Raw genomic sequence first — 18,577 nt, 5'->3', positions numbered from 1 at the left:
CTAGTTCGCCGGGGGCGCGGCGCCCTCGCCCAGGTTCTCCAGCGCCTCCAGAACCACGGGCCCCATGCCGGCGACGATGCGTTTCACGCCCTCTGCATTGGGGTGCAGCCCATCGGACTGGATGAAATCGGCGCGGGCGGCGTTCAGATCCTCGCCTTCTACCGCACCGAAGAAGTTCGGGTAGAGCGTCAGCCCGTAGGTCTCGGCCAATTCGGGATACATCCCCTCGAACGCCTGCTTGTAGCCCGCCCCGTAATTGCTGGCGGCGGTCATGCCGACGAGCATCACTTCGGCGCCACTGTCCTGCGCGGCGGCGATCATCTCGGCCAGGTTCTCCTTCGCATTGCCCGGGTCCATCCCGCGCAGCATGTCGTTGGCGCCAAGCTCGAGCAGCACCAGGTCGGGGTCGTCGCCCAGCGCCCAGTCGATGCGAGACAGGCCCATGGCCGTGGTATCGCCCGAGACGCCGCCGTTGATGACGCGCACATCGGCGCCCTGCGCCTGCAGCCAGCTTTCCAGCTGCGGCACGAACCCATCCTCAACCGGCAGGCCGTAGCCTGCGGTGAGCGAATCGCCGAACGCGAGGATCACATCTTCGGCAAGCGCCGGCCCGGCGCCGATACCAAGGATTCCCAAGCCGAAGGCGAGGTTGCGCAGCCCCCGCCCGCCCCCATATGCAAGACCACGCGCCCTGAGGAGGAGCCTCACCATGCCCGAGACCGCCCTGTCGCTTGCCGACGTCACCTTCTCGCTGATGGGCAATGCCGGGCGGGTGGATATCCTGAAGGGCATCTCGATGGATGTGGCCCAGGGCGAAACCCTGGGGCTGGTCGGGCCTAGCGGATCGGGCAAATCGTCACTCCTCATGCTCATGGGCGGGCTGGAACGCGCCACCTCGGGCCGGGTTACGGCGCTGGGAACGGACCTGACGCCTCTTGGAGAGGATGCGCTGGCCCGCTTCCGCAGGGATAATATGGGCGTGGTGTTTCAAAGCTTCCACCTCATCCCCACGATGACAGCGCTCGAAAACGTCGCCACCCCGCTGGAGCTGGCCGGCCATGCCGATGCGTTCGACCGCGCCGCGGCCGAGCTTGAGGCTGTCGGCCTCGGCCACCGCGCCGGGCATTACCCCAGCCAGCTGTCGGGCGGCGAGCAGCAGCGCGTCGCCCTGGCCCGCGCCTCGGCCCCCCGGCCGCGGCTGCTGCTGGCGGATGAGCCCACCGGCAATCTCGATGCCAAGACCGGGCAGCAGGTGATCGAGCTGCTCTTCGATCTGCGCGACCGTCACGGCGCCACGCTGGTGATGGTGACCCACGCGCCCGAGCTGGCCGAGAATTGCGACCGCGTCGTGCGCCTGCATGACGGCCGCATCGCGCCAGAGGATCAGCCGGCCGGGGCGCCGGCGTGAGCCTACCCATCGCCGCAAGGCTGGCGCGGCGCGAGCTGCGCGGCGGCCTGCGCGGCTTTGCGATCTTCCTCGCCTGTCTCGCCCTAGGCGTCGCCGCCATCGCGGCGCTCGGCTCTGTCCGCGCCGCCATCACCGGCGGGCTGGAAAGGGAGGGCGCCCGTCTGCTGGGCGGCGATGCCGAGATGACGCTCACCTACCGCTTCGCCGATGAGGCCGAGCTGGCGTTCATCGACGAGATCTCCACGGCCCGCTCGACCATGGTCGAGTTCCGCTCGCTCGCCACCATCGGCGAAGGCGACACCGCCGAGCGCGCGCTGACGCAGGTGGAAGCGGTCGACGACGCCTATCCGCTGATCGGCACTGTCACGCTCGACCCGCCGATTCCGCTGGCCGAGGCGCTGGCGGGCGACGATCTGCCCGGCGCGGTGATGGAGCCGGTGCTGGCCAACCGCCTTGGCCTTACACCGGGCGACGAGGTGCGCCTTGGCGAGCAGGCCTTCCGCCTGACTGCCATTCTGGAAAGCTACCCCGACAACGCCGCCGGCGGCTTCGGCTTCGGCCCGCGCACCATCGTGCTGACGGAGAGTCTGAGCGACTCGGGCCTCATCTCTGAAGGCACGCTGTTCGAGACGAAATACCGCCTGCTGCTGCCGCCCGGCGCGGATCTCGACGCCCTGAAAGCCGAGGTGCGCACCCGCTTCCGCGATGCCGGCATCCGCTGGGAAGACAGCCGCAGCGGTGCCGACGGGGCGGAGGAATTCGTCGACCGGCTCGCCGCCTTCCTCATCCTCATGGGCCTCGCCGGGCTGGCGGTGGGAGGCGTTGGCATCTCGTCCGCCGTGCGCGCCTATCTCGCCGGCAAGACGGCGACGATTGCCACGCTGCGCTCCATCGGCGCCTCGCGGGGCACGGTGTTCCTGACCTATCTCATCCAGATCGGCGCCCTGGCCATCGTTGGCATCGCCATCGGCCTCGTCATCGGCGCCGCCCTACCGCTGCTGCTGGCGCCGATCATCGGCGCGGCCCTGCCCATCCCCGCCGATTTCGCGCTCTACCCCGGCCCGCTGGCCGAGGCGGCACTCTACGGGGCGCTGACGGCGCTGATCTTCACACTCTGGCCGCTCGCCCGCACAGAGGATGTCGGCCCCGCCGCCCTCTTCCGCGATGCCGGCGCCGGCGGCCGGCTGCTGCCCCGGCCGCGCTACCTGGTGGCGACGGCGCTGCTGCTCGCGCTGCTCATCGCCGCGGCCTCCTGGTTCTCCGACAGCACCGAGCTGACGCTGTGGACGGCCGGCAGCATCGCCGGGGCCCTAGCGGCGCTGGCGCTCTCCGCTGTCGGCCTGCGCTGGCTGGCGCGCCGGCTGGGCCGCGCCGCCCGCGGCAAGCCCGCCCTGCGGCTGGCGCTTGGCGCCGTGGGCGCGCGCGGCGGCGAGACGCTGTCGACCGTGCTGGCGCTCGGCCTTGGCCTGGCGGTGCTGGCCGGCGTCGGCCAGATCGACGGCAACATGCGCCGCGCCATCACCGGCGAATTGCCCGATGTCGCGCCCTCATTCTTTTTCCTCGATATCCAGCCGGACCAGATGGAGGGCTTCATGGCCCGGCTCGATGACGACCCCGCCGTCAGCCGCGTCGACGCCGCGCCCATGCTGCGCGGCGTCATCACCGCCATCAACGGCACCCCCGCCTCCGAGCTGCCGCCGCATTGGGTGCTTCGCTCCGACCGGGGCATCACCTATTCGGCCGAGGTGCCGGATCGTACCACGGTGACCGCCGGCGAATGGTGGCCGCCGGATTACGACGGCCCGCCGCAGATCTCGTTCTCGGCCGCGGAGGCTGCAGAGATCGGGCTGCAGCTCGGCGATACCATCGACATGAACATCCTGGGCCGCGAATTCTCCGGCACCGTCACCTCGTTCCGCGATGTCGATTTCTCCGGCGCGGGCATCGGCTTCGTCATGTCGATGAACCCCTCGGCCCTCGCCGGCGCGCCGCACAGCTTCATCGCCACCGTCTATGCCGAAGAGCCGGCAGAGGCCGCGATCCTGCGCGACCTCGCCAACGCCTACCCCAACATCACCGCCATCTCGATCCGCGAGGCGGTGGAAGAGGCGGCGCGCCTGCTCGGCGGCATCGCCGCCGCCACGCGCTACGGCGCCGGGGTGACGCTGCTGACCGGCTTCCTCGTGCTCATCGGCGCCGCCGCAGCGGGCGAGCGGCAGCGGGCGTGGGAGGCGGCGCTCTTGAAAACGCTGGGCGCCAGCCGGGCCCGCATCCTGCTCTCCTTCGCGCTGCGCGCCGCGCTCATCGGCCTTTGCGCCGGGCTCGTGGCGCTGGCGGCCGGCCTCGCCGGCGGCTGGGCGGTGATGGAGCAGTTAATGGACCTGAACTTCGTGCCGGTCTGGGGCAATGCGCTCTTCATCGTCATCTTCGGCGCCCTGGCCTCGTTGCTCGCCGGCCTGGCCTTCGCGCTCCGCCCGCTTGCGGCCAAACCGGCGCAAGTGCTGAGGGCGCGCGAGTGAAGCCGCCCTTCCGCCGCATCTTCGGCTACGGCAGCCTCGTGAACCGGCTGACCCACAATTACGCCCAGGCCGAGCCCGCCCGCCTTCACGGCTTTCGCCGGCACTGGCAGGGCACCCGCCTGCGCGAGGTCGCCTATCTTTCGGTGACAGAGGGCGACGGCCACATCCTCGGACTCGCCGCCACAGTGCCCGAGGCGGAATGGGAGGCGCTGGACGAGCGCGAAGGCGCCTATCTGCGCCATGACCATGCCGACGGGCTGACATTCTACCGAGTAGCAGACGACAATGCCTCACCGCTTGGCGAGCGCCAGCCGATCCTGCTGAGTTATCTCGATGTGGTCGTCCACGGCTTCATGGAGGAATTCGGTGAAGACGGCGCTCACCATTTCTTTGAGACGACCGATGGCTGGGACAGGCCCGTCATCGACGATCGGGCCGAGCCGATCTACCCGCGCGCGCACCGGCAAACGCCCGACCTGATGGCGCTGGTCGACCGGCTGCTCCGCGAGGCAGGGCCGCTCTAGCGGCGACCGCGCCCGACGATCTCGTCGAGGATACGGGTGAGCAGCAGGGCGATCCCGCCGATCAGCAACGAGCGCCCGATGGAATCGGTGACATTGGTCGGCGCCAGCGCCTGCGCGCCGTCGCGCCCCATGCGGGCGGATTTGCGCAGCAGGCCCTTCGGCTTGTCGTCGCCCGAGAGCTTCGCCTCCGGCACCTCGCCCACCCAGGGCTCGGCCGCCAGCATCGCCGCGCCCAGCGCCACCATGCCGCCGGCATAGACAACCGGCACCAGCCGGTCGCGGTTGGAGGGCCAGAGCTCATCGACATCCTTGTGGGAGATCGCGTCTTTCAGCGCGCGGCTGGTTGTCCTCTTCGCCATCGGGGCTCTCCTTTTTGCTAGGGCAACTCCGGCACGGATCAAACCGTTCCGCCCCCCGCCCCTTGCGCTGTGCTGGACAAGGCCCGACCCTGCCCCACGTAAAGCTCAAGCCCAGTCGAGACGCCCGCTCACCTCAAACCGGATTCCGGAAGGCTGCATGCTCAACGATCTCGCCCTGCCGATCCTTCTGCTCATCTTCGCCATCGCCGGCGCCGCTGTTGTGGCCGCCTCGATCAAGGCGACCGAGCTCGCCGATAAGATCGCCGATCGCACCAAGATGGGCGAGGCTATGGCCGGCGGCATCATCCTTGGCGGTGCGACCTCGCTCTCGGGCGTGGTGGTCTCGGTGACGGCGGCCAGTTCGGGCGATGCCAGCTTCGCCATCTCCAACGCCGTCGGCGGGATTGCGGCGCAGACGCTGTTCCTCGCGCTGGCCGACCTGATCTACCGTCGCGCCAATCTGGAGCATGCCGCCGCCGAGCTGGCCAACCTGTTCCAGGCGGTCATGCTGATCGTGCTGCTCAGCCTGCCCATCGCCGCCATCGCGGGGCCGGACATTGCCTATTTCGGCGTGCATCCCGTCTCTGTCGTGCTGTTCCTGGCCTATCTGGCCGGCGTGCGCCTGTCGTCTGCCGTCAGCGATGCGCCGATGTGGACACCGGTGGAGACGAGCGACACCCGCCACGACGAGCCCGAGGATGAAGACGAGGCCGGCCGCCCCGTGCTGCGCCCGGCGCTGATCTTCGCGGCGCTGGTGGCGGTGATGGCCGGCTGCGGCTGGGTGATCAGCCAGGTGGGCGGCAATTTCATCACGCGCTTCGGCCTCTCCTCCAGCCTCGTCGGCGCGCTGGTGACGGCGGTGGTGACCTCCCTGCCTGAGCTGGTAACGACTTTGGTCGCCGTGCGGCGGGGGGCGCTGCAGCTGGCGGTGGGCGGCATCATCGGCGGGAACACGTTCGACACGCTGTTCATGGTGTTCTCCGACATCGCCTATCGGGACGGCTCGATCTATGCGGCCGTGGGGATGAACGATCTCTACTGGCTGGCGACGGGGATGCTGATGACGGCGATCCTGCTGGCCGGTCTGATCCTGCGGCAGAGGCAGGGGCCGGCCAGGATCGGCATCGAGAGCGTACTGATGATCGTGATCTACGCGACAGCGGTCGCCGTGGAGGTGTTCAACAGCGGGTCGGGCTCGGCGGGGTAGCGCCGCCCTCGCACGCCTGCCCGTGGGGTGGCGCCACGACGGCACGGCTATGGTGCTTTATGCCGGCCACATACCTCCTCGCGGAGAGCTGTGCGGTACCTGCACCAGAGCGCCAGCCCGCCGGGACGGGCAGGCTCTCGCGCGGCGGCCTGAAGGCCTTGATTCCGCGCGGGGGGATGAGCGGCGAGTCGGGGGTGGCGGGGTGAACCCCGCCCTACTCCGCCAGCGAGGGCTTCACCTGCATCAGCGGCAGCACGTCGGCCATCTCGGGGCCACGGTCGCGGCCGGTCACCGCGCGGCGCAGCGGCATGAACAGGCCCTTGCCCTTGCGGCCGGTCGCCTCTTTCACGGCGGTGGTCCACTCACTCCAGGCTTCCGGCCCGTAGGGCGGCTCGCCCAGCATGCCGAAGGCTTCGGCCACGAAGGCGGCGTCCTCTTCCTCGGCACGCCCGGCCTTGCCCGTGGAAAACACCTCCCACCAGCCGGCGAGGTCGCCTATAGTGGCGATGTTCTCATGCACCACGCGCCAGAAGGCCTCGCCCAGCTCCGCCGGCACGCCGGCCGCCTGCACATCCCCGGCCACCGCCTCGTAGGGCTTCGCCGCCAGCACGCGGGCCGTCAGCGGGCCAAGGTCCGCCTTGTCGAACTTCGTCGGTGCGGCGCCGAAGCTGGAAAGGTTGAAGCCCTCGACCACCTCGTCCACGCCGCCCCGCAGCTCGACCGGCTCCGACGAGCCGAGCCGTGCCATCAGGCTGAGCACGGCCTCAGGCGCGATCCCCTCGGCCCGCAGATCGCGCAGCGACAGCGTGCCGAGACGCTTGGAGAGCGCTTCGCCCTCCGGCCCCGTCAGCAGCGAATGGTGCGCAAAGCGCGGCACGTCGCCGCCCAGCGCCTGGATGATCTGGATCTGCGTGGCGGTGTTCGTCACGTGGTCAGAGCCACGCACGATATCCGTCACGCCCATCTCCACATCGTCGACCACCGAGGCGAGCGTGTAGAGCACCTGGCCCGAATCCTTGATCAGCACCGGGTCGGAGACCGAGGCCGCGTCGATCGAGATCGGCCCGAGGATGCCGTCGTCCCACTCGATGCGCTCAAGATCGAGCTTGAAGCGCCAGTGCGAGCCGCCGCGCTCTTCGCGCAGACGGTCCTTCTCGTCTTCCGTCAGCTTCAGCGCCGAGCGGTCGTAGACGGGCGGGCGGCCCATGCTCATCTGCTTCTTGCGCTTGAGGTCAAGCTCCGTCGGCGTGTCGAAGCACTCGTAGAGCCGGCCCATGTCGATCAGCCGCTGCTTGGCATCCATGTAGCGGCCAAGCCGCTCGGACTGCTTCTCGACCTTGTCCCAGCTTACGCCAAGCCAGGTCAGATCCTCGAAGATCCCTTCGATGAACTCGGGCTTCGAGCGCTCGGCATCGGTATCGTCGATGCGCAGGATGAACGTGCCGCCCTGCTGCCGCGCGATGGCGTAGTTGAACAGGGCCGCGCGCAGGTTGCCGATATGCAGCCAGCCGGTCGGAGAGGGGGCAAAACGGGTTGTTGTCATGGCGCTGGCTCTTTCACAGGGGGCCGGTTTTGTCCATATGGGCCGCATGGAATGGCAGGCCCCCAGCAATGACGAGATCGAGGAGCGCGCCCGCCAGGTGGCGGCCGAGCTGCCCGAGCCATTCCGCGCCCGCGCTGCGGAGGTGGCGATCCGCGTCGCCGATTTCGCCAGCGACGAGATGCTGGCCGAGCTGGAGATGGAGCCTTTCGAGCTGACCGGCCTCTACGAGGGCATCCCGCTCACCGAGAAGAGCGCCTTCGACCAGCCGATGCGCCCCGACACCGTCTGGCTCTTCCGCCGCCCGATCCTGGAGGAATGGGCCGAGCGCGGCGATGTCACTCTCTCGACGCTGGTGGCGCATGTGACGGTGCACGAGTTCGCGCATCATTTCGGCTGGTCCGACGACGACATCGCCGCCATCGACCGGTGGTGGGAATAACCCTGCCTCGGCGCTCCCTACCCCGCCCGTAAGCGCGCTGCAGGCGCCGGGCGAGCCCTTCCCCTCGCCCCGCTGGAGTGCTTCTCTGGGTCCAACCTCAGGAGGACATCCATGCCCCATCGCGTATTCAAGGTCGGCGAGATCGAGATCACCGTCATCAACGCCGCCGCCTTCCCCACGCCCGACCCGCACAAGACCTTCGGCAAGAACGTCGATCCTGCCACCTTCGCCAAGGCCGCCTATGACGACTTCGTCTCGGCCCATAGCTCGGTCTCCAGCTTCTCGCCCGTGGTGGTGAAGAGCGGCGGGCAGACGCTGCTGTTCGATACCGGGCTCGAGGCGCGGGGCCTGCGCGAGGCGCTGGCCGGCGCCGGGTTCAAACCGGAAGACATCGACATCGTGGTACTGACCCATATGCATGGCGACCACGTCAACGGGCTGAGCGGCCCGGATGGCGAGATCACCTTCCCCGATGCCGCCTATGTCACCGGCTCCACCGAATGGGCCCATTGGTCCAATGCCGATTACGAGCCCTTCGAAGAGAAGGTGCGCCCGCTGGCCGAGCTCTTCGAATTCATCGAGCCGGGGGCAGAGGTCGCGCCCGGCGTGACGGCGGTGGAGGCCTTCGGCCACACGCCCGGCCACATGGCGTACCTGGTCGAAAGCGGCGGCGACACGCTGCTGATGATGGTCGACACCGCCAACCACCATGTCTTCTCGCTCGCCCATCCCGACTGGGAGGTCGGTTTCGACAGCGACAAGAAGATGGCCGCCGCCACGCGGCACCGCCTGCTCGGCATGGCCGCCGACGAGCGCCTGCCGGTGATCGGCTACCACATGCCCTTCCCCTGCACCGGCTTCGTCGAGCGCAGGGGCGAGGACGGCTTTCGCTGGATCCCCGTGACCTATCAGCTCTGATCGACCTCGTCGGCGGGCGCGCCGGTGAGATCCCCCCACCACCAGGGGGTGCCGCCTTTCGGGTCGATGGCGAGGCGGATGGCGCTGCCCTCCTTGAAGCACGCCAGCGACACCTCGGGATACGACAGGCTCTTGCCCTTCGTCTCGTCGGGGCCTGCCCAGCGCAGCCGCGAGAGCATGGTGGTATGGCGGCGCCCGCCCTTGGTGACGGTCACCCGGCCGGCGCGCACCACCTCGGTCACCCTCGCGGTCACGCGCTCGCCCTTGCGCGCGGCGCGCAGGCCAGAGGCGACGCGGCGCAGGCCAGAGCCGATCATCGCCAGCCCGAACAGCGCCGCCAGGCCGGCGAGGATCGTGAACGTGCGGGCCTGCCCGCGCGAGGCGCCCGCCTCGATATCGATGAGGCTCGGGCGCGAGGGGGCGTAGGTCACCTCGATCCGGTCGCCGATCTCGGCGCTGTCGTAGAGGCCCGGCTCCACCTCCGTCTCGGCAGCTTGCAGGTCGTCTCCGCGCGGCATCTGCAGGGTGAGGAAGTAGCGGTCGACGTCGTTGTCGTAGACGTCTTCGGACCGCTTGCTCATCACCTCCGCCTCGACGCGCACGCCCTCCTCGGCCAGAAGCCGGGCATCGCCGGCCTCCATCCGGGCGAGGAGCAGCAGCCCCACAGCCACGGCGAAGGGCACCAGCGGGTGCCAGCCGATAAAGCGCCGGGCCAGGTGCCCGCCGCTCACCTCGAGGCGGGCCGGCTCACTCACCTCGCAGCGTGACGTCGATATGGCCGGACATCTCGATCGGCGATTCGTCGGGCATCGGCTCGTAGGTCATCTCGTCGACCGGAACCACGGTAGCGGTGAAATCGATGATGTAGTGGTCGCCGTCGACCTCGGCCGACTCGAGGGTAAAACTGCCCATCTCCATATCGCTGACATACATCGGCGCCGGGCCGCCGGGGAAGTACTGCATGTTGGTCGCTGCGATGTTCGGGCCGGGCCGCACGAACGACAGCGCCATGCGCGGGTCGCCCAGCTTGACGCCCGGCTCGCCGGTATGGGCGTTGATCGAGAGGACGCTCGCCCCCATGGGGCCGACGAGCTGCGCGTAGGGCTCTTCATGGTCGGTGAGGTAGGGCACCCAGAAGGTGAGAGACTCGCCGATGAACTCAACCTCGATGGTTCCCATGCTCTCCATCTCCAGCCCCTGGCCGAGAGCCGGCGTGGCGAAGAGAAGGGCGCAGAGGGGAGTCGCAAGACGCATCATTGGGTTACCTCCAGGTTTATGGGCATGGCTCCGGTGGGATTTGCCACCTCCATCGGGGGGCAGGCGCCTTCGGTGCAGGCGCCGATGGCGATCTGAAACTGCACCGGGTCGCTCGAGGCGTCGCAGGGCGAAATGCTGCGCTCGTAGATCCGCCAGGTCTGCGTGCCATCGCCGATCTCGGTGACACCGGCCCCGCTGAAAGCGGGGATCTCGGTGTTCACCACGAAGGGCTGTGAGGCATCGCTGTCGCGGATCGTCACCACCCGCCGGTGCGGGGTGACGCCATCGGGGTAGCGGATGCCGAATTCGGCGGTGCAGGCCGAATAGCTCGGCGCCAATGCGTCGGAGCCGATGCGGGTGCGGGTGACGAAGGCCACCGCCTCCGCTGACGCCCCGCCATCCGCCATCACATCGGGGCCGGCATCGTCGCAGCCGGCGAGCGCCAGAAGCACGGCGGCCAGACAGCTTGCGTGACGTCGCATGAGGGATCTCCTTGGACTATCGGGCTTTGAACGATCGGCTGCGTCAGCGATCGTCGGCAGGGTCGGGGATGCTGCGCATGTCGAAGGGCCGACGCTCAAGCACCGGAATGCCGTTCGCCACCGCGTCGACCTGCTGAAAGCCGAGGAGCTGCTTTTCCGACACGAGCCAGAGGTGCAGCGTGAAATGCATGGTCATGCCGCCGGATGTGAAATCCGCCTCTCCGACGAAGCGCGGCAGGTCGCTGATCGCGCAGCCGGCCCGCTCGGCCAGGGTTTGGCCGTCGTAGTTGAGCTCCGGCAGCTCGGCGCCTTCGGCAAGCTCCACGCCGTCGGGCAAAGGCGGCGACTGAGCGAAATCCCAGGTGCCCGAATCCACCCATTCAAGCGGGACATTGACACCCTCGCCGCCGACAGGGCGCAGCCAGAACTGGCCGTCGTCGTCGACGGAAAGGTACCCTTGCTGCGGCTCGAGCGACGAGGGGTGCGGCATCATCATGCCCGACGTGATGACGTAGCCGGGGCCGTGGCGGACCGTATAGAGCCCTTCAAGCCCGTACTCGATTATTTCGCGGTCGACCGCCCTGTCGCTGCCGCAGAGCGGATTGTCATCCTGTGCGATGGCAGCGGCGGGAAATGAAAGCAACGCCGGCAAGACGAGGCCGGCGAGCGCGGTGCGGAAATTGGGCAAAAAATGTTTCATGAGGCGAGGTAGCCTCAGCCGGGGCCGGTCGGGCAAGTCGTCGGTTTTGACGACAGGTCAAGTGAGCTTTAGTATTGGTGTCGATGCGACGCTTAGACATAGCCTCTCTGGCCGATGCCATAGCGGATGCCAGCTCGGCGCAGGACGCTTGGTCGCGCTTCGCCGGCGCGCTGGCCGAGCGGGGGCTCGGGCGTGTGGCGCTTCACGAAGATCTCGATCTCTCCGCGCCCAATCCCTTCGCCGACAGCAGCCACCGCCGCCAGTTCGGCGTGACCTGGTCGGCGAGGCATGACCGCCGGCTGCGGCATTTCCGGGGCAATGTCCGGGACGCCCCTGGGCCGGAGAGCTGGCCCATATCCGCCCCTCGCTGAGCTTCTTCTCGCGCTTCCGCACGCCGCTTTTCATCGACCATCACCAGATCGTGAGCGACGGGGCGCATGGGGCCTTCGGGCCGCTCTGCCTCTACCTCACCGAGCATATGGGCCAGCAGCAGGCCCTCGCCTACCCCCTGCAAGACCCGGCGACGGGGCGGGCCTCGATCCTTTCGGCCTGGGGCGACGAGGCACGCGGCGATTTCTCGGCCTATGTCGCCGGGCACGGGCCGGAGCTGCACATGGCCAGCCAGGCCTTCCTGGCGCTGCTGCAATTGCGCTGGCCGGTGACAGGTGGGCCGGTTCTGCGACCTGTCAGCCCGAGGTTCCGCGATCTGGCCCCGCCCGACCCGCCGCTTTCAGAGCGCGAGCGACAGGTGCTGGGCGGCCTCGCCGACGGACATGGGGCCCAGCACATCGCCGATGCGCTCGGCCTGTCGGACCGGTCCGTCCGCGAGTATATCCGCCGCGCCCAGGTCAAGCTCGCTGCCCCCAGCCGGACGGCGGCGGTGGCGCGGGCCACGGCGCTCGGCCTCATCTGAGCGCATCGGGGCAGGATCGGCCAGCCCCTTCGGCAAGCCGGGCATGGACATCGAGGCGCCGGCACGGCTAACTCAGCCGGCACTTCGGAGGGCCACCATGCGCGACATTCTCACGGTAACGCTGAACCCGGCACTCGACATTGCGACAGAGGTCGACGGCGTCGTGCCCGGCCTGAAGCTGCGCTGCGATGCGCCCCGGTCAGACCCGGGCGGCGGCGGCATCAACGTGAGCCGAGCGATCCGGCTGCTCGGCGGCCATGCCCGCACCTTCGCCGTGCTTACCGGCGCGACGGGCGCGCGGATGGCGCAGATCCTCACCGAGACAGGCCATCACCTGATCACCTTCTCGGGCGCCACCGAGACGCGCCAGAGCCTCGCCGTGATCGACCGGCTGACCGGCGCGCAATACCGCTTCATGCTGCCCGGCCCCGACTGGCCGGCGGATGTGGCGCTGCAGGTGGCGGCGCGGGTCGAGCATGAGGCCGAACCGGGCTCGCTCGTCGTCATCTCCGGCTCGCTGCCGCCCGGTTGCCCGGCGGAGATCCTGTCGGATCTGGTCGCCCGGCTGACGGTGAAACGGGTGGAGACGCTGATCGACACCTCGGGGCGAGGCCTGCATCACATCGCCGGGCCAGACCATGGCGCGCCGCCGACTGTGCTCCGCATGAACATGACGGAGGCCGACGATCTGGCCGGCCGGCCCCTGCGGTCGCTGGCCGAGACGGCCGATTTCGCCAGCTCGCTCGTCGCGCGCGGCATCACCAGCATCGCCATCGTGGCGCGCGGGCCGGAGGGCTCGGTGCTGGCCACGAAGGAGGGCCGCTGGCACAGCCACGCCGCCGATGTGCCGGTGCGCAGCAAGGTGGGGGCGGGCGACAGCTTCGTCGGCGCCTTCACGCTGGCCTTCGCGCGCGGCATGGCGCTGCCCGATTGCCTGTCCTGGGGCGTCGCCGCCGGCTCTGCCGCGGTGATGACAGAAGGCACGGCGCTCTGCGAGCCGGAGGATTTCAACCGCCTCTTGCCGCTCTGCCCCTCGAACGAGATTTGAGCGCTTGGGCTAGGCTCATAACCCACCTTCTATCTCTTTACCTACCTCGCCCGGCGCCTGCGGTTTGACTCGGGGCGGGGAGCGGAGCGGTGAAGGTGCAGCCTCAGCTCCCCGTCACCGGGTACTTCTTCGCAAGATCGTCCAGCCCGAAGCGGATAAGCTCGCCCAGCACGTCCAGATCCACGCCCTTCAACGCCCCGAGATACAGGCAAGACTTGCCGAGCTTGTGCTTGCCAAGCCGCTCCAGGATCGGCCCATACTCGCCGTAGCCCGGCATGATGTAGACCACCATGTTGGCCTTCCTCGGCGCGAAGCCGGTCGCTAGGAAATCCCCCTCGCGCCCGCTGTCATAGACGTAATGATAGCTCCCGTAGCCCACGATCGACGGGCCCCACATTTGCGGCTTCCAGCCCGTCACGTCGCGGAACAGCTGCTCCAGCGCCCGCGCATCCTCGCGCCGGCGGGCGGGCTCCACCGCATCGAGATAGGCACCCACATCGGCGCCGGTGGGGGTCGTCACAGGATCGGCCATGGCAGCTCCCTTCGCCGCCAGCCTAGTCCGGGCCCTGCCCTAGCGGAAGGCCGGCCCGTGCGCCCAGACGGTGAGCGACAGCCGCTCGCCCGCGGAAACCGGCGTCACCCGGTGCAGCAGGTAGGCGGGGAAGAGCGTCGCATCCCCACGGCCCCGCTTCGCCTCCACCACATGGCCCGAGGGCATGATCTCCAGCGCGCCTCCCGCGTAGCCCTCGGGCTCGGAGAGCTGCACCACAAGCGTCAGCTTCCGCCGTGCGGCGAGGCGCCCGTCGCCGATGTCGCTGTGCCAGTCGAAATGGCCCGCCCGCGCCCCGTCGTAGCGCGCGACCTGCGGGCTCTCGGCGAAATCGGTGAGGTCGAAGCGAAAGGTCTCGCGGTTGGCCTCGGCCACCAGCGCGATCAGCCGGTCCATCACCCAGCCCGCGCCCTCCACCTCGTCGAGCCAGACGAGATCGGCCCGCCGCATGTTGCTTTCCCGCTGGCCAACCAGCCGCGCCTCCCGGGCCGGCGCCTCGGCGGCGATGAGGGCGAGGTGGTCGCATTCGGCCGCCGAGAAGGCCGCGGCGATGGGGTGGACGTGGATCATGGGGTTAGGCGCCTTGCAGGGTGAAGCGCTCCTCTAGTGCGTGCCGCTCCCCGGCGCTGAGCTATCCGCGACGGAGCCAGCGTCGCTTTCGCGCCTCGCCAAGGGCCCGCCCTGCCCTACATGTCGGCCATGACCCAACGAATCCATGTCCCGCCCAACGGCGGTATCCCGAACCATCCTCGCTGGGCCGCGCTGGTTGTGCCCGGCGCCGCTCCCGTGAGCCTCGATGCGGCGGGGGCCAAGCGGCTGGTGCGCGAGCATGGCTGGGGCGGGGAATGGGACTGGACGGTCTACGACTTCCACCATTTCCACCCCGATGCGCATGAGGCGCTGCTCTGCATCGCGGGTCGCGCCAGCCTGAAGATCGGCGGCGAAGAGGGCGAAGAGATCGACATCCGCCCCGGCGACGGGCTGATCCTGCCCGCTGGCACCGGGCACAAGCTCCTGTCTTCGGGTGACGGCTTCCGGGTCGTGGGCTGCTACCCGCCGGGGCAGGAAGAGCCGCAGATCATTCGCGAGGATGAGGCCACGCCAGGCCAGTATGACGCTCAGATCGCCGCCCTGGCCGCGCCGGAGACAGACCCTTTCACCGGCAAGCCCTTCACCGGCTGGGAGTGACCCCGCCACAAGCGGCGATTTCCATATGGAAATCGTGCACGGAAACCATATGGTTTCCGGCGCCTCAGGAGGGGTCGCGCCAGCGGTTGACGATGGGATAGCGGCGGTCGAGCCAGAAGGCCCGGTTGCTCAGCCGCGTGCCGGGGGCCGACTGGAAGCGCTTGTATTCGCTGATGTAAATCAGGTGCTCGATGCGTTTGACCGTCTCGCGGTCGTAGCCCGCCGCCACGCACTCCGCCACGCTCGCCTCGCGATCCACCAGCATCTCCAGAATGCCGTCGAGCACGTCGTAGGGCGGCAGCGAATCCTCGTCCTTCTGATCAGCGCGCAGCTCGGCCGAGGGCGGCTTGTCGATGATCCGCTTCGGGATCACCTCGCCCTCGGGCGCCTTCATCCACGGGCGGTGATGGGCATTGCGCCAGCGGCAGATCTCGAAGACGCGGGTCTTGTAGAGATCTTTCAGCGGGTTGTAGCCGCCGTTCATGTCGCCGTAGATCGTGGCATAGCCCACGGCGACCTCGGACTTGTTGCCGGTGGTCAGCAGCATCTCGCCGAACTTGTTGCTCATCGCCATCAGCAGAAGGCCCCGCAGGCGGCTCTGGATGTTCTCCTCCGTCACGTCCGGCTCGGTGCCTTCGAAGAGCGGCGCCAGCGTGTCGGTGATGGCCCGGCGCCCTTCGGCGATGGGCACGAAATCATAGTGACAGCCCAGCCGCTCGGCGGCGAGCTTGGCGTCCTCCAGCGAATGCTCGGATGTGTATTCGCTCGGCAGCATCACGCAGCGCACCTTCTCCGGCCCGATCGCATCGGCGGCGATCGCCGCGGTCAAAGCGGAATCCACCCCGCCCGAGAGGCCGAGCAGCGCCTTCTTGAACCCGCATTTGCGCATGTAATCGGCGACCGACAGCACCATGGCGCGGTAGTCCTGCTCCAGCGACACCGGGTGCACAGCGCGCGCGCCCTCGACCGGCGCCCAGCCCTCGGGGTCCTGACGGAAATCGACATGCGCCAGCGCCTCGTCGAACACCGGCATCTGCAGCGCCAGCACGCCCTTGCGGCCAAGCACGAAGGAGCCGCCGTCGAAGACCTGATCGTCCTGTCCGGCCACCTGGTTGAGATAGACGAGCGGCAGATCGGTCTCGACCACGCGGGCCACCATGTGGTGCAGACGCACGGCGAACTTGTCGCGCCGGTAGGGCGAGCCGTTGGGTACGACGAGGATATCGGCGCCGCTCTCGGCCATCGCCTCGGCGACATCGGGGAACCAGGCATCCTCGCAGATCGGCAGGCCAATGCGCAGCGGACCGGCATCGAAGGGCCCGGCGAGAGGGCCGGCAGCGAAGACGCGCTTTTCGTCGAAGACGTTGTAATTCGGCAGCTCTGTCTTGAGCTTGCGGTAATGCACGGCACCGTCTTTCAGGATGGCGTAGCTGTTATAGAGCAGCCCCGTCTCCGCCAGATACGGCGCGCCGACTCCCAGCATCGGGCCCTCGGCGCAGTCTTTCGCAAGCTGCTCGACCACCGCCATCGCGTCGCGGGTAAAGGCGGGCTTCATCACCAGATCCTGCGGCTGGTAGCCGGTGATCCACATCTCGGGCATCACCACGAAGTCCGACCCGGCGTCGCGGCCCGCCTGCCACGCCTCTTTGGCGCGAGCGGCATTGCCGGCCAGATCGCCCAGAACCGGGTTCCACTGCACCAAGGTGAGGCGGAAAGTATCGCTCATCGCCGGCTCCTGCTTGCGGGTCCCGATTCCCATAAACTGGCCGCGAGGTGAGGGAAAGCATCGGGGGCGCGCAGTTGTCAGCCCGCCCCGGCACAGCTAGGCTGGCCCGCGCTGGCACGTGTGAGGGAGTGGGGCAGATGACGACAGGGCGCGGAACGTTTCGCCTCTTCGCGGCTGGGCTGACAGCGGCCGGCCTGGCTGCGGGTGCTCTTGTCGCGCCGGCGGCGGCGCAATCGGTCACCACCAAGCAATACGAAGACGGCGGCGTCTACGAGGGCCAGTTCCTGAACGGCAAGCAGCACGGGCAAGGCACCTACCGCCTGCCGAATGGCTATGAATACACCGGTGAATGGTACGAGGGCGAGATCCGCGGGCAAGGCACCGCGACCTACCCGAACGGCTCTGTCTACGAAGGCCAGTTCGCCGCAGGCAAGCCCGAGGGCGTGGGCCATATCACCTTCGCCGATGGCGGCACCTATGAAGGCGAGTGGACCGACGGCAAGATCACCGGCCAGGGCGTGGCGACCTATGCCAACGGCGTGCGCTACGAGGGCGAGTTCCGCAATGCCATGCACCATGGCCAGGGCACGATGACGACGCCCTCGGGCTATGAATACAGCGGCACCTGGGTGAACGGCGTCAAGGAAGGCACCGGCACGATCACCTTCGCCGACGGCTCTGTCTATGAAGGCGAGCTGACCAATGGCGAGCGCAACGGCACCGGCACGCTGACGATGCCTGATGGGCTCACTTATACCGGTGCCTGGGTCGACGGACAGATGGAGGGTGAGGGCGTGCTCACCCAGCCGGGCGGCGATGTCTACGAGGGCACGCTGGTTGCCGGCCGCCGCGAGGGCACCGGCACCGTCACCTACGCCAATGGCGACGTCTATCAGGGCGGCTTTCACGAAGATCGCCGCCACGGCCAAGGCACCTTCACCGCCAGCGACGGCTACAAATACGTGGGCGCCTGGGAGGCCGGCAAGATCGAGGGGATCGGCGAGGTCACTTACCCCGACGGCTCGGTCTACACGGGCGAGTTCTCGAACGATCTGGCCAATGGCCAGGGCAAGATCACCTATGCCGACGGCTCGACCTACGAGGGCGGCTGGGTGAACGGCGTGATCGAGGGCGAGGGCGTGGCGACTTACGCGAACGGCCTTGTCTATGAAGGTGAGTTCGTCGGCGGCCGCAACGAGGGCCAGGGCACTATGACCTATCCCGACGGCTACACCTACACGGGCGGCTGGGTCGACGGCCAGCGTGAGGGCGAAGGCACCGCCACCTATGCAGACGGCACGGTCTATACCGGCGAGTTCCTCGGCGGGCAGCGGCACGGGCAAGGCACGATCACGATGCCCGACGGCTTCACCTATGTCGGCACCTGGGAAGACGGCGAGATCTCTGGCAGCGGTGTTGCGACCTATGCCAATGGCGATGTCTACGAAGGCAATTTCGAAAGCGGCCGCCGCCAGGGTGAGGGCACCATGCGCTACGCCTCGGGCGAAGTGGCCGAGGGCGAATGGATGGACGGCGCGCTCACCGAAGGTTCCGTCGCCGAAGGCGCGGGCGACGGCAGCGCCGGTGCCATCGAAGCGCCGGACGAAGCCACGGCCACGGCGCCGGATGAAGCCGAAGCGCCGGCCGAGTAACGCCACAGCGGGCGTCCCTGAAGGGGCGCTGCACCCTCCCCTCCTGCGCCGCAGAGCGCCGCATAATCGGGCAAAACGATGCCGCCGCGTAAGCTGCGGCAGTATCGGGACTTTTCCCGGAACTATCCCTCTCCCGACCAGTTG

General features: G+C 68.6%; 21 protein-coding genes. 11 read left to right on the top strand and 10 right to left on the bottom strand.

The genetic code is table 11. The annotated features are described in order from the left end of the window. Positions 1 to 711 (bottom strand): arylesterase, encoded by a 711-nt coding sequence (locus tag ACXN5S_RS11420; protein WP_458605561.1) that lies wholly within the window; start codon positions 709 to 711, stop codon positions 1 to 3. Between ACXN5S_RS11420 and ACXN5S_RS11415 the strand changes: the two genes are divergently transcribed. From ACXN5S_RS11415 to ACXN5S_RS11405, 3 genes are read left to right on the top strand one after another with little or no spacing between them, the layout of a single operon-like run. Continuing rightward, on the top strand, positions 710 to 1,408 hold the full coding sequence (locus ACXN5S_RS11415) for an ABC transporter ATP-binding protein (protein ID WP_458605560.1): 699 nt from the start codon (positions 710 to 712) through the stop codon (positions 1,406 to 1,408). The two genes, ACXN5S_RS11420 and ACXN5S_RS11415, sit on opposite strands and share 2 nt — an antisense overlap. Continuing rightward, on the top strand, positions 1,405 to 3,927 hold the full coding sequence (locus ACXN5S_RS11410; RefSeq protein ID WP_458605559.1) for an ABC transporter permease: 2,523 nt from the start codon (positions 1,405 to 1,407) through the stop codon (positions 3,925 to 3,927). The genes ACXN5S_RS11415 and ACXN5S_RS11410 overlap by 4 nt, the downstream gene beginning before the upstream one ends. Beyond that, positions 3,924 to 4,451, top strand: coding sequence for a gamma-glutamylcyclotransferase family protein (locus ACXN5S_RS11405; protein ID WP_458605558.1), 528 nt, complete (start codon positions 3,924 to 3,926; stop codon positions 4,449 to 4,451). The genes ACXN5S_RS11410 and ACXN5S_RS11405 overlap by 4 nt, the downstream gene beginning before the upstream one ends. On the opposite strand, the gene ACXN5S_RS11400 is transcribed toward ACXN5S_RS11405, so the two are convergent. Continuing rightward, on the bottom strand, positions 4,448 to 4,810 hold the full coding sequence (locus ACXN5S_RS11400; RefSeq protein WP_458605557.1) for a hypothetical protein: 363 nt from the start codon (positions 4,808 to 4,810) through the stop codon (positions 4,448 to 4,450). The genes ACXN5S_RS11405 and ACXN5S_RS11400 overlap by 4 nt on opposite strands. A 157-nt stretch (positions 4,811 to 4,967) precedes the next feature. On the opposite strand from ACXN5S_RS11400, the gene ACXN5S_RS11395 reads away from it, so the two are divergent. Then, a complete protein-coding gene (locus ACXN5S_RS11395) occupies positions 4,968 to 6,017 on the top strand; it encodes a sodium:calcium antiporter (protein ID WP_458605556.1) in 1,050 nt (349 codons plus the stop codon). 214 nt (positions 6,018 to 6,231) lie between these two features. Here the strand turns inward: ACXN5S_RS11395 and gltX are convergent, their stop codons facing one another. Next, positions 6,232 to 7,560 carry a glutamate--tRNA ligase gene (gene gltX / locus ACXN5S_RS11390; RefSeq protein WP_458605555.1) on the bottom strand — a complete coding sequence of 443 codons (1,329 nt, stop codon included), beginning with the start codon at positions 7,558 to 7,560 and terminating at the stop codon, positions 6,232 to 6,234. A gap of 46 nt (positions 7,561 to 7,606) precedes the next feature. On the opposite strand from gltX, the gene ACXN5S_RS11385 reads away from it, so the two are divergent. Further along, positions 7,607 to 7,999 (top strand): metallopeptidase family protein, encoded by a 393-nt coding sequence (locus ACXN5S_RS11385; protein ID WP_458605554.1) that lies wholly within the window; start codon positions 7,607 to 7,609, stop codon positions 7,997 to 7,999. Positions 8,000 to 8,110: 111 nt separating this feature from the next. Beyond that, positions 8,111 to 8,917, top strand: coding sequence for an MBL fold metallo-hydrolase (locus ACXN5S_RS11380; protein WP_458605553.1), 807 nt, complete (start codon positions 8,111 to 8,113; stop codon positions 8,915 to 8,917). On the opposite strand, the gene ACXN5S_RS11375 is transcribed toward ACXN5S_RS11380, so the two are convergent. Genes ACXN5S_RS11375 through ACXN5S_RS11360 form a run of 4 tightly spaced genes read right to left on the bottom strand, consistent with a single transcriptional unit; the run spans position 8,908 to position 11,356 of the window. Then, on the bottom strand, positions 8,908 to 9,672 hold the full coding sequence (locus ACXN5S_RS11375) for a hypothetical protein (RefSeq protein WP_458605552.1): 765 nt from the start codon (positions 9,670 to 9,672) through the stop codon (positions 8,908 to 8,910). The two genes, ACXN5S_RS11380 and ACXN5S_RS11375, sit on opposite strands and share 10 nt — an antisense overlap. Next, entirely contained in the window at positions 9,665 to 10,174 is a 510-nt protein-coding gene (locus tag ACXN5S_RS11370) for a hypothetical protein (RefSeq protein WP_458605551.1), read from the bottom strand. Before ACXN5S_RS11370 ends, ACXN5S_RS11375 begins: the two co-directional genes overlap by 8 nt. Next, positions 10,171 to 10,656 (bottom strand): hypothetical protein, encoded by a 486-nt coding sequence (locus tag ACXN5S_RS11365; protein ID WP_458605550.1) that lies wholly within the window; start codon positions 10,654 to 10,656, stop codon positions 10,171 to 10,173. Before ACXN5S_RS11365 ends, ACXN5S_RS11370 begins: the two co-directional genes overlap by 4 nt. 43 nt (positions 10,657 to 10,699) lie before the next feature. Then, the gene (locus ACXN5S_RS11360) at positions 10,700 to 11,356 is read right to left on the bottom strand and encodes a hypothetical protein (protein ID WP_458605549.1); all 657 of its coding nucleotides are present in this window, start codon (positions 11,354 to 11,356) and stop codon (positions 10,700 to 10,702) included. A gap of 83 nt (positions 11,357 to 11,439) precedes the next feature. Between ACXN5S_RS11360 and ACXN5S_RS11355 the strand changes: the two genes are divergently transcribed. From ACXN5S_RS11355 to ACXN5S_RS11345, 3 genes are all read left to right on the top strand, one after another. After that, positions 11,440 to 11,727 (top strand): hypothetical protein, encoded by a 288-nt coding sequence (locus ACXN5S_RS11355; protein ID WP_458605548.1) that lies wholly within the window; start codon positions 11,440 to 11,442, stop codon positions 11,725 to 11,727. 50 nt (positions 11,728 to 11,777) lie between these two features. Continuing rightward, a complete protein-coding gene (locus tag ACXN5S_RS11350) occupies positions 11,778 to 12,269 on the top strand; it encodes a helix-turn-helix transcriptional regulator (protein ID WP_458605547.1) in 492 nt (163 codons plus the stop codon). 97 nt (positions 12,270 to 12,366) lie between these two features. Continuing rightward, positions 12,367 to 13,317 carry a 1-phosphofructokinase family hexose kinase gene (locus ACXN5S_RS11345; RefSeq protein ID WP_458605546.1) on the top strand — a complete coding sequence of 317 codons (951 nt, stop codon included), beginning with the start codon at positions 12,367 to 12,369 and terminating at the stop codon, positions 13,315 to 13,317. Between the two features lie 103 nt (positions 13,318 to 13,420). On the opposite strand, the gene ACXN5S_RS11340 is transcribed toward ACXN5S_RS11345, so the two are convergent. Further along, complete coding sequence (locus ACXN5S_RS11340; RefSeq protein WP_458605545.1) at positions 13,421 to 13,849, bottom strand: DUF1801 domain-containing protein; 429 nt, start codon at positions 13,847 to 13,849, stop codon at positions 13,421 to 13,423. 39 nt (positions 13,850 to 13,888) lie between these two features. Next, positions 13,889 to 14,437, bottom strand: coding sequence for a 2OG-Fe(II) oxygenase (locus ACXN5S_RS11335; protein ID WP_458605544.1), 549 nt, complete (start codon positions 14,435 to 14,437; stop codon positions 13,889 to 13,891). 129 nt (positions 14,438 to 14,566) lie between these two features. Between ACXN5S_RS11335 and ACXN5S_RS11330 the strand changes: the two genes are divergently transcribed. Next, positions 14,567 to 15,055 carry a cupin domain-containing protein gene (locus tag ACXN5S_RS11330; protein ID WP_458605543.1) on the top strand — a complete coding sequence of 163 codons (489 nt, stop codon included), beginning with the start codon at positions 14,567 to 14,569 and terminating at the stop codon, positions 15,053 to 15,055. Between the two features lie 64 nt (positions 15,056 to 15,119). On the opposite strand, the gene ACXN5S_RS11325 is transcribed toward ACXN5S_RS11330, so the two are convergent. Beyond that, positions 15,120 to 16,781: an NAD+ synthase gene (locus tag ACXN5S_RS11325; protein WP_458605542.1), complete on the bottom strand. Its 1,662-nt coding sequence runs from the start codon at positions 16,779 to 16,781 to the stop codon at positions 15,120 to 15,122. 137 nt (positions 16,782 to 16,918) lie between these two features. Between ACXN5S_RS11325 and ACXN5S_RS11320 the strand changes: the two genes are divergently transcribed. Next, positions 16,919 to 18,433 (top strand): MORN repeat-containing protein, encoded by a 1,515-nt coding sequence (locus ACXN5S_RS11320; RefSeq protein ID WP_458605541.1) that lies wholly within the window; start codon positions 16,919 to 16,921, stop codon positions 18,431 to 18,433. Positions 18,434 to 18,577 lie beyond the last annotated feature (144 nt).

The sequence above is a fragment of the Pseudoroseicyclus sp. H15 genome, assembly GCF_054353345.1.
Note: the sequence above shows the minus strand (reverse complement) of the source record. Positions and strands in the feature narration are given on the sequence as shown.

Excerpts from the sequence above, each read along its gene's own strand:
- ACXN5S_RS11365 (WP_458605550.1), bottom strand. The coding sequence starts at position 10,656 with ATGCGACGTCACGCAAGCTGTCTGGCCGCCGTGCTTCTGGCGCTCGCC.
- ACXN5S_RS11360 (WP_458605549.1), bottom strand. The coding sequence starts at position 11,356 with ATGAAACATTTTTTGCCCAATTTCCGCACCGCGCTCGCCGGCCTCGTC.
- ACXN5S_RS11420 (WP_458605561.1), bottom strand. The coding sequence starts at position 711 with ATGGTGAGGCTCCTCCTCAGGGCGCGTGGTCTTGCATATGGGGGCGGG.
- ACXN5S_RS11330 (WP_458605543.1), top strand. The coding sequence starts at position 14,567 with ATGACCCAACGAATCCATGTCCCGCCCAACGGCGGTATCCCGAACCAT.
- ACXN5S_RS11400 (WP_458605557.1), bottom strand. The coding sequence starts at position 4,810 with ATGGCGAAGAGGACAACCAGCCGCGCGCTGAAAGACGCGATCTCCCAC.
- ACXN5S_RS11340 (WP_458605545.1), bottom strand. The coding sequence starts at position 13,849 with ATGGCCGATCCTGTGACGACCCCCACCGGCGCCGATGTGGGTGCCTAT.
- gltX (WP_458605555.1), bottom strand. The coding sequence starts at position 7,560 with ATGACAACAACCCGTTTTGCCCCCTCTCCGACCGGCTGGCTGCATATC.
- ACXN5S_RS11335 (WP_458605544.1), bottom strand. The coding sequence starts at position 14,437 with ATGATCCACGTCCACCCCATCGCCGCGGCCTTCTCGGCGGCCGAATGC.
- ACXN5S_RS11325 (WP_458605542.1), bottom strand. The coding sequence starts at position 16,781 with ATGAGCGATACTTTCCGCCTCACCTTGGTGCAGTGGAACCCGGTTCTG.
- ACXN5S_RS11355 (WP_458605548.1), top strand. The coding sequence starts at position 11,440 with ATGCGACGCTTAGACATAGCCTCTCTGGCCGATGCCATAGCGGATGCC.
- ACXN5S_RS11380 (WP_458605553.1), top strand. The coding sequence starts at position 8,111 with ATGCCCCATCGCGTATTCAAGGTCGGCGAGATCGAGATCACCGTCATC.
- ACXN5S_RS11395 (WP_458605556.1), top strand. The coding sequence starts at position 4,968 with ATGCTCAACGATCTCGCCCTGCCGATCCTTCTGCTCATCTTCGCCATC.
- ACXN5S_RS11415 (WP_458605560.1), top strand. The coding sequence starts at position 710 with ATGCCCGAGACCGCCCTGTCGCTTGCCGACGTCACCTTCTCGCTGATG.
- ACXN5S_RS11370 (WP_458605551.1), bottom strand. The coding sequence starts at position 10,174 with ATGATGCGTCTTGCGACTCCCCTCTGCGCCCTTCTCTTCGCCACGCCG.
- ACXN5S_RS11385 (WP_458605554.1), top strand. The coding sequence starts at position 7,607 with ATGGAATGGCAGGCCCCCAGCAATGACGAGATCGAGGAGCGCGCCCGC.
- ACXN5S_RS11345 (WP_458605546.1), top strand. The coding sequence starts at position 12,367 with ATGCGCGACATTCTCACGGTAACGCTGAACCCGGCACTCGACATTGCG.
- ACXN5S_RS11320 (WP_458605541.1), top strand. The coding sequence starts at position 16,919 with ATGACGACAGGGCGCGGAACGTTTCGCCTCTTCGCGGCTGGGCTGACA.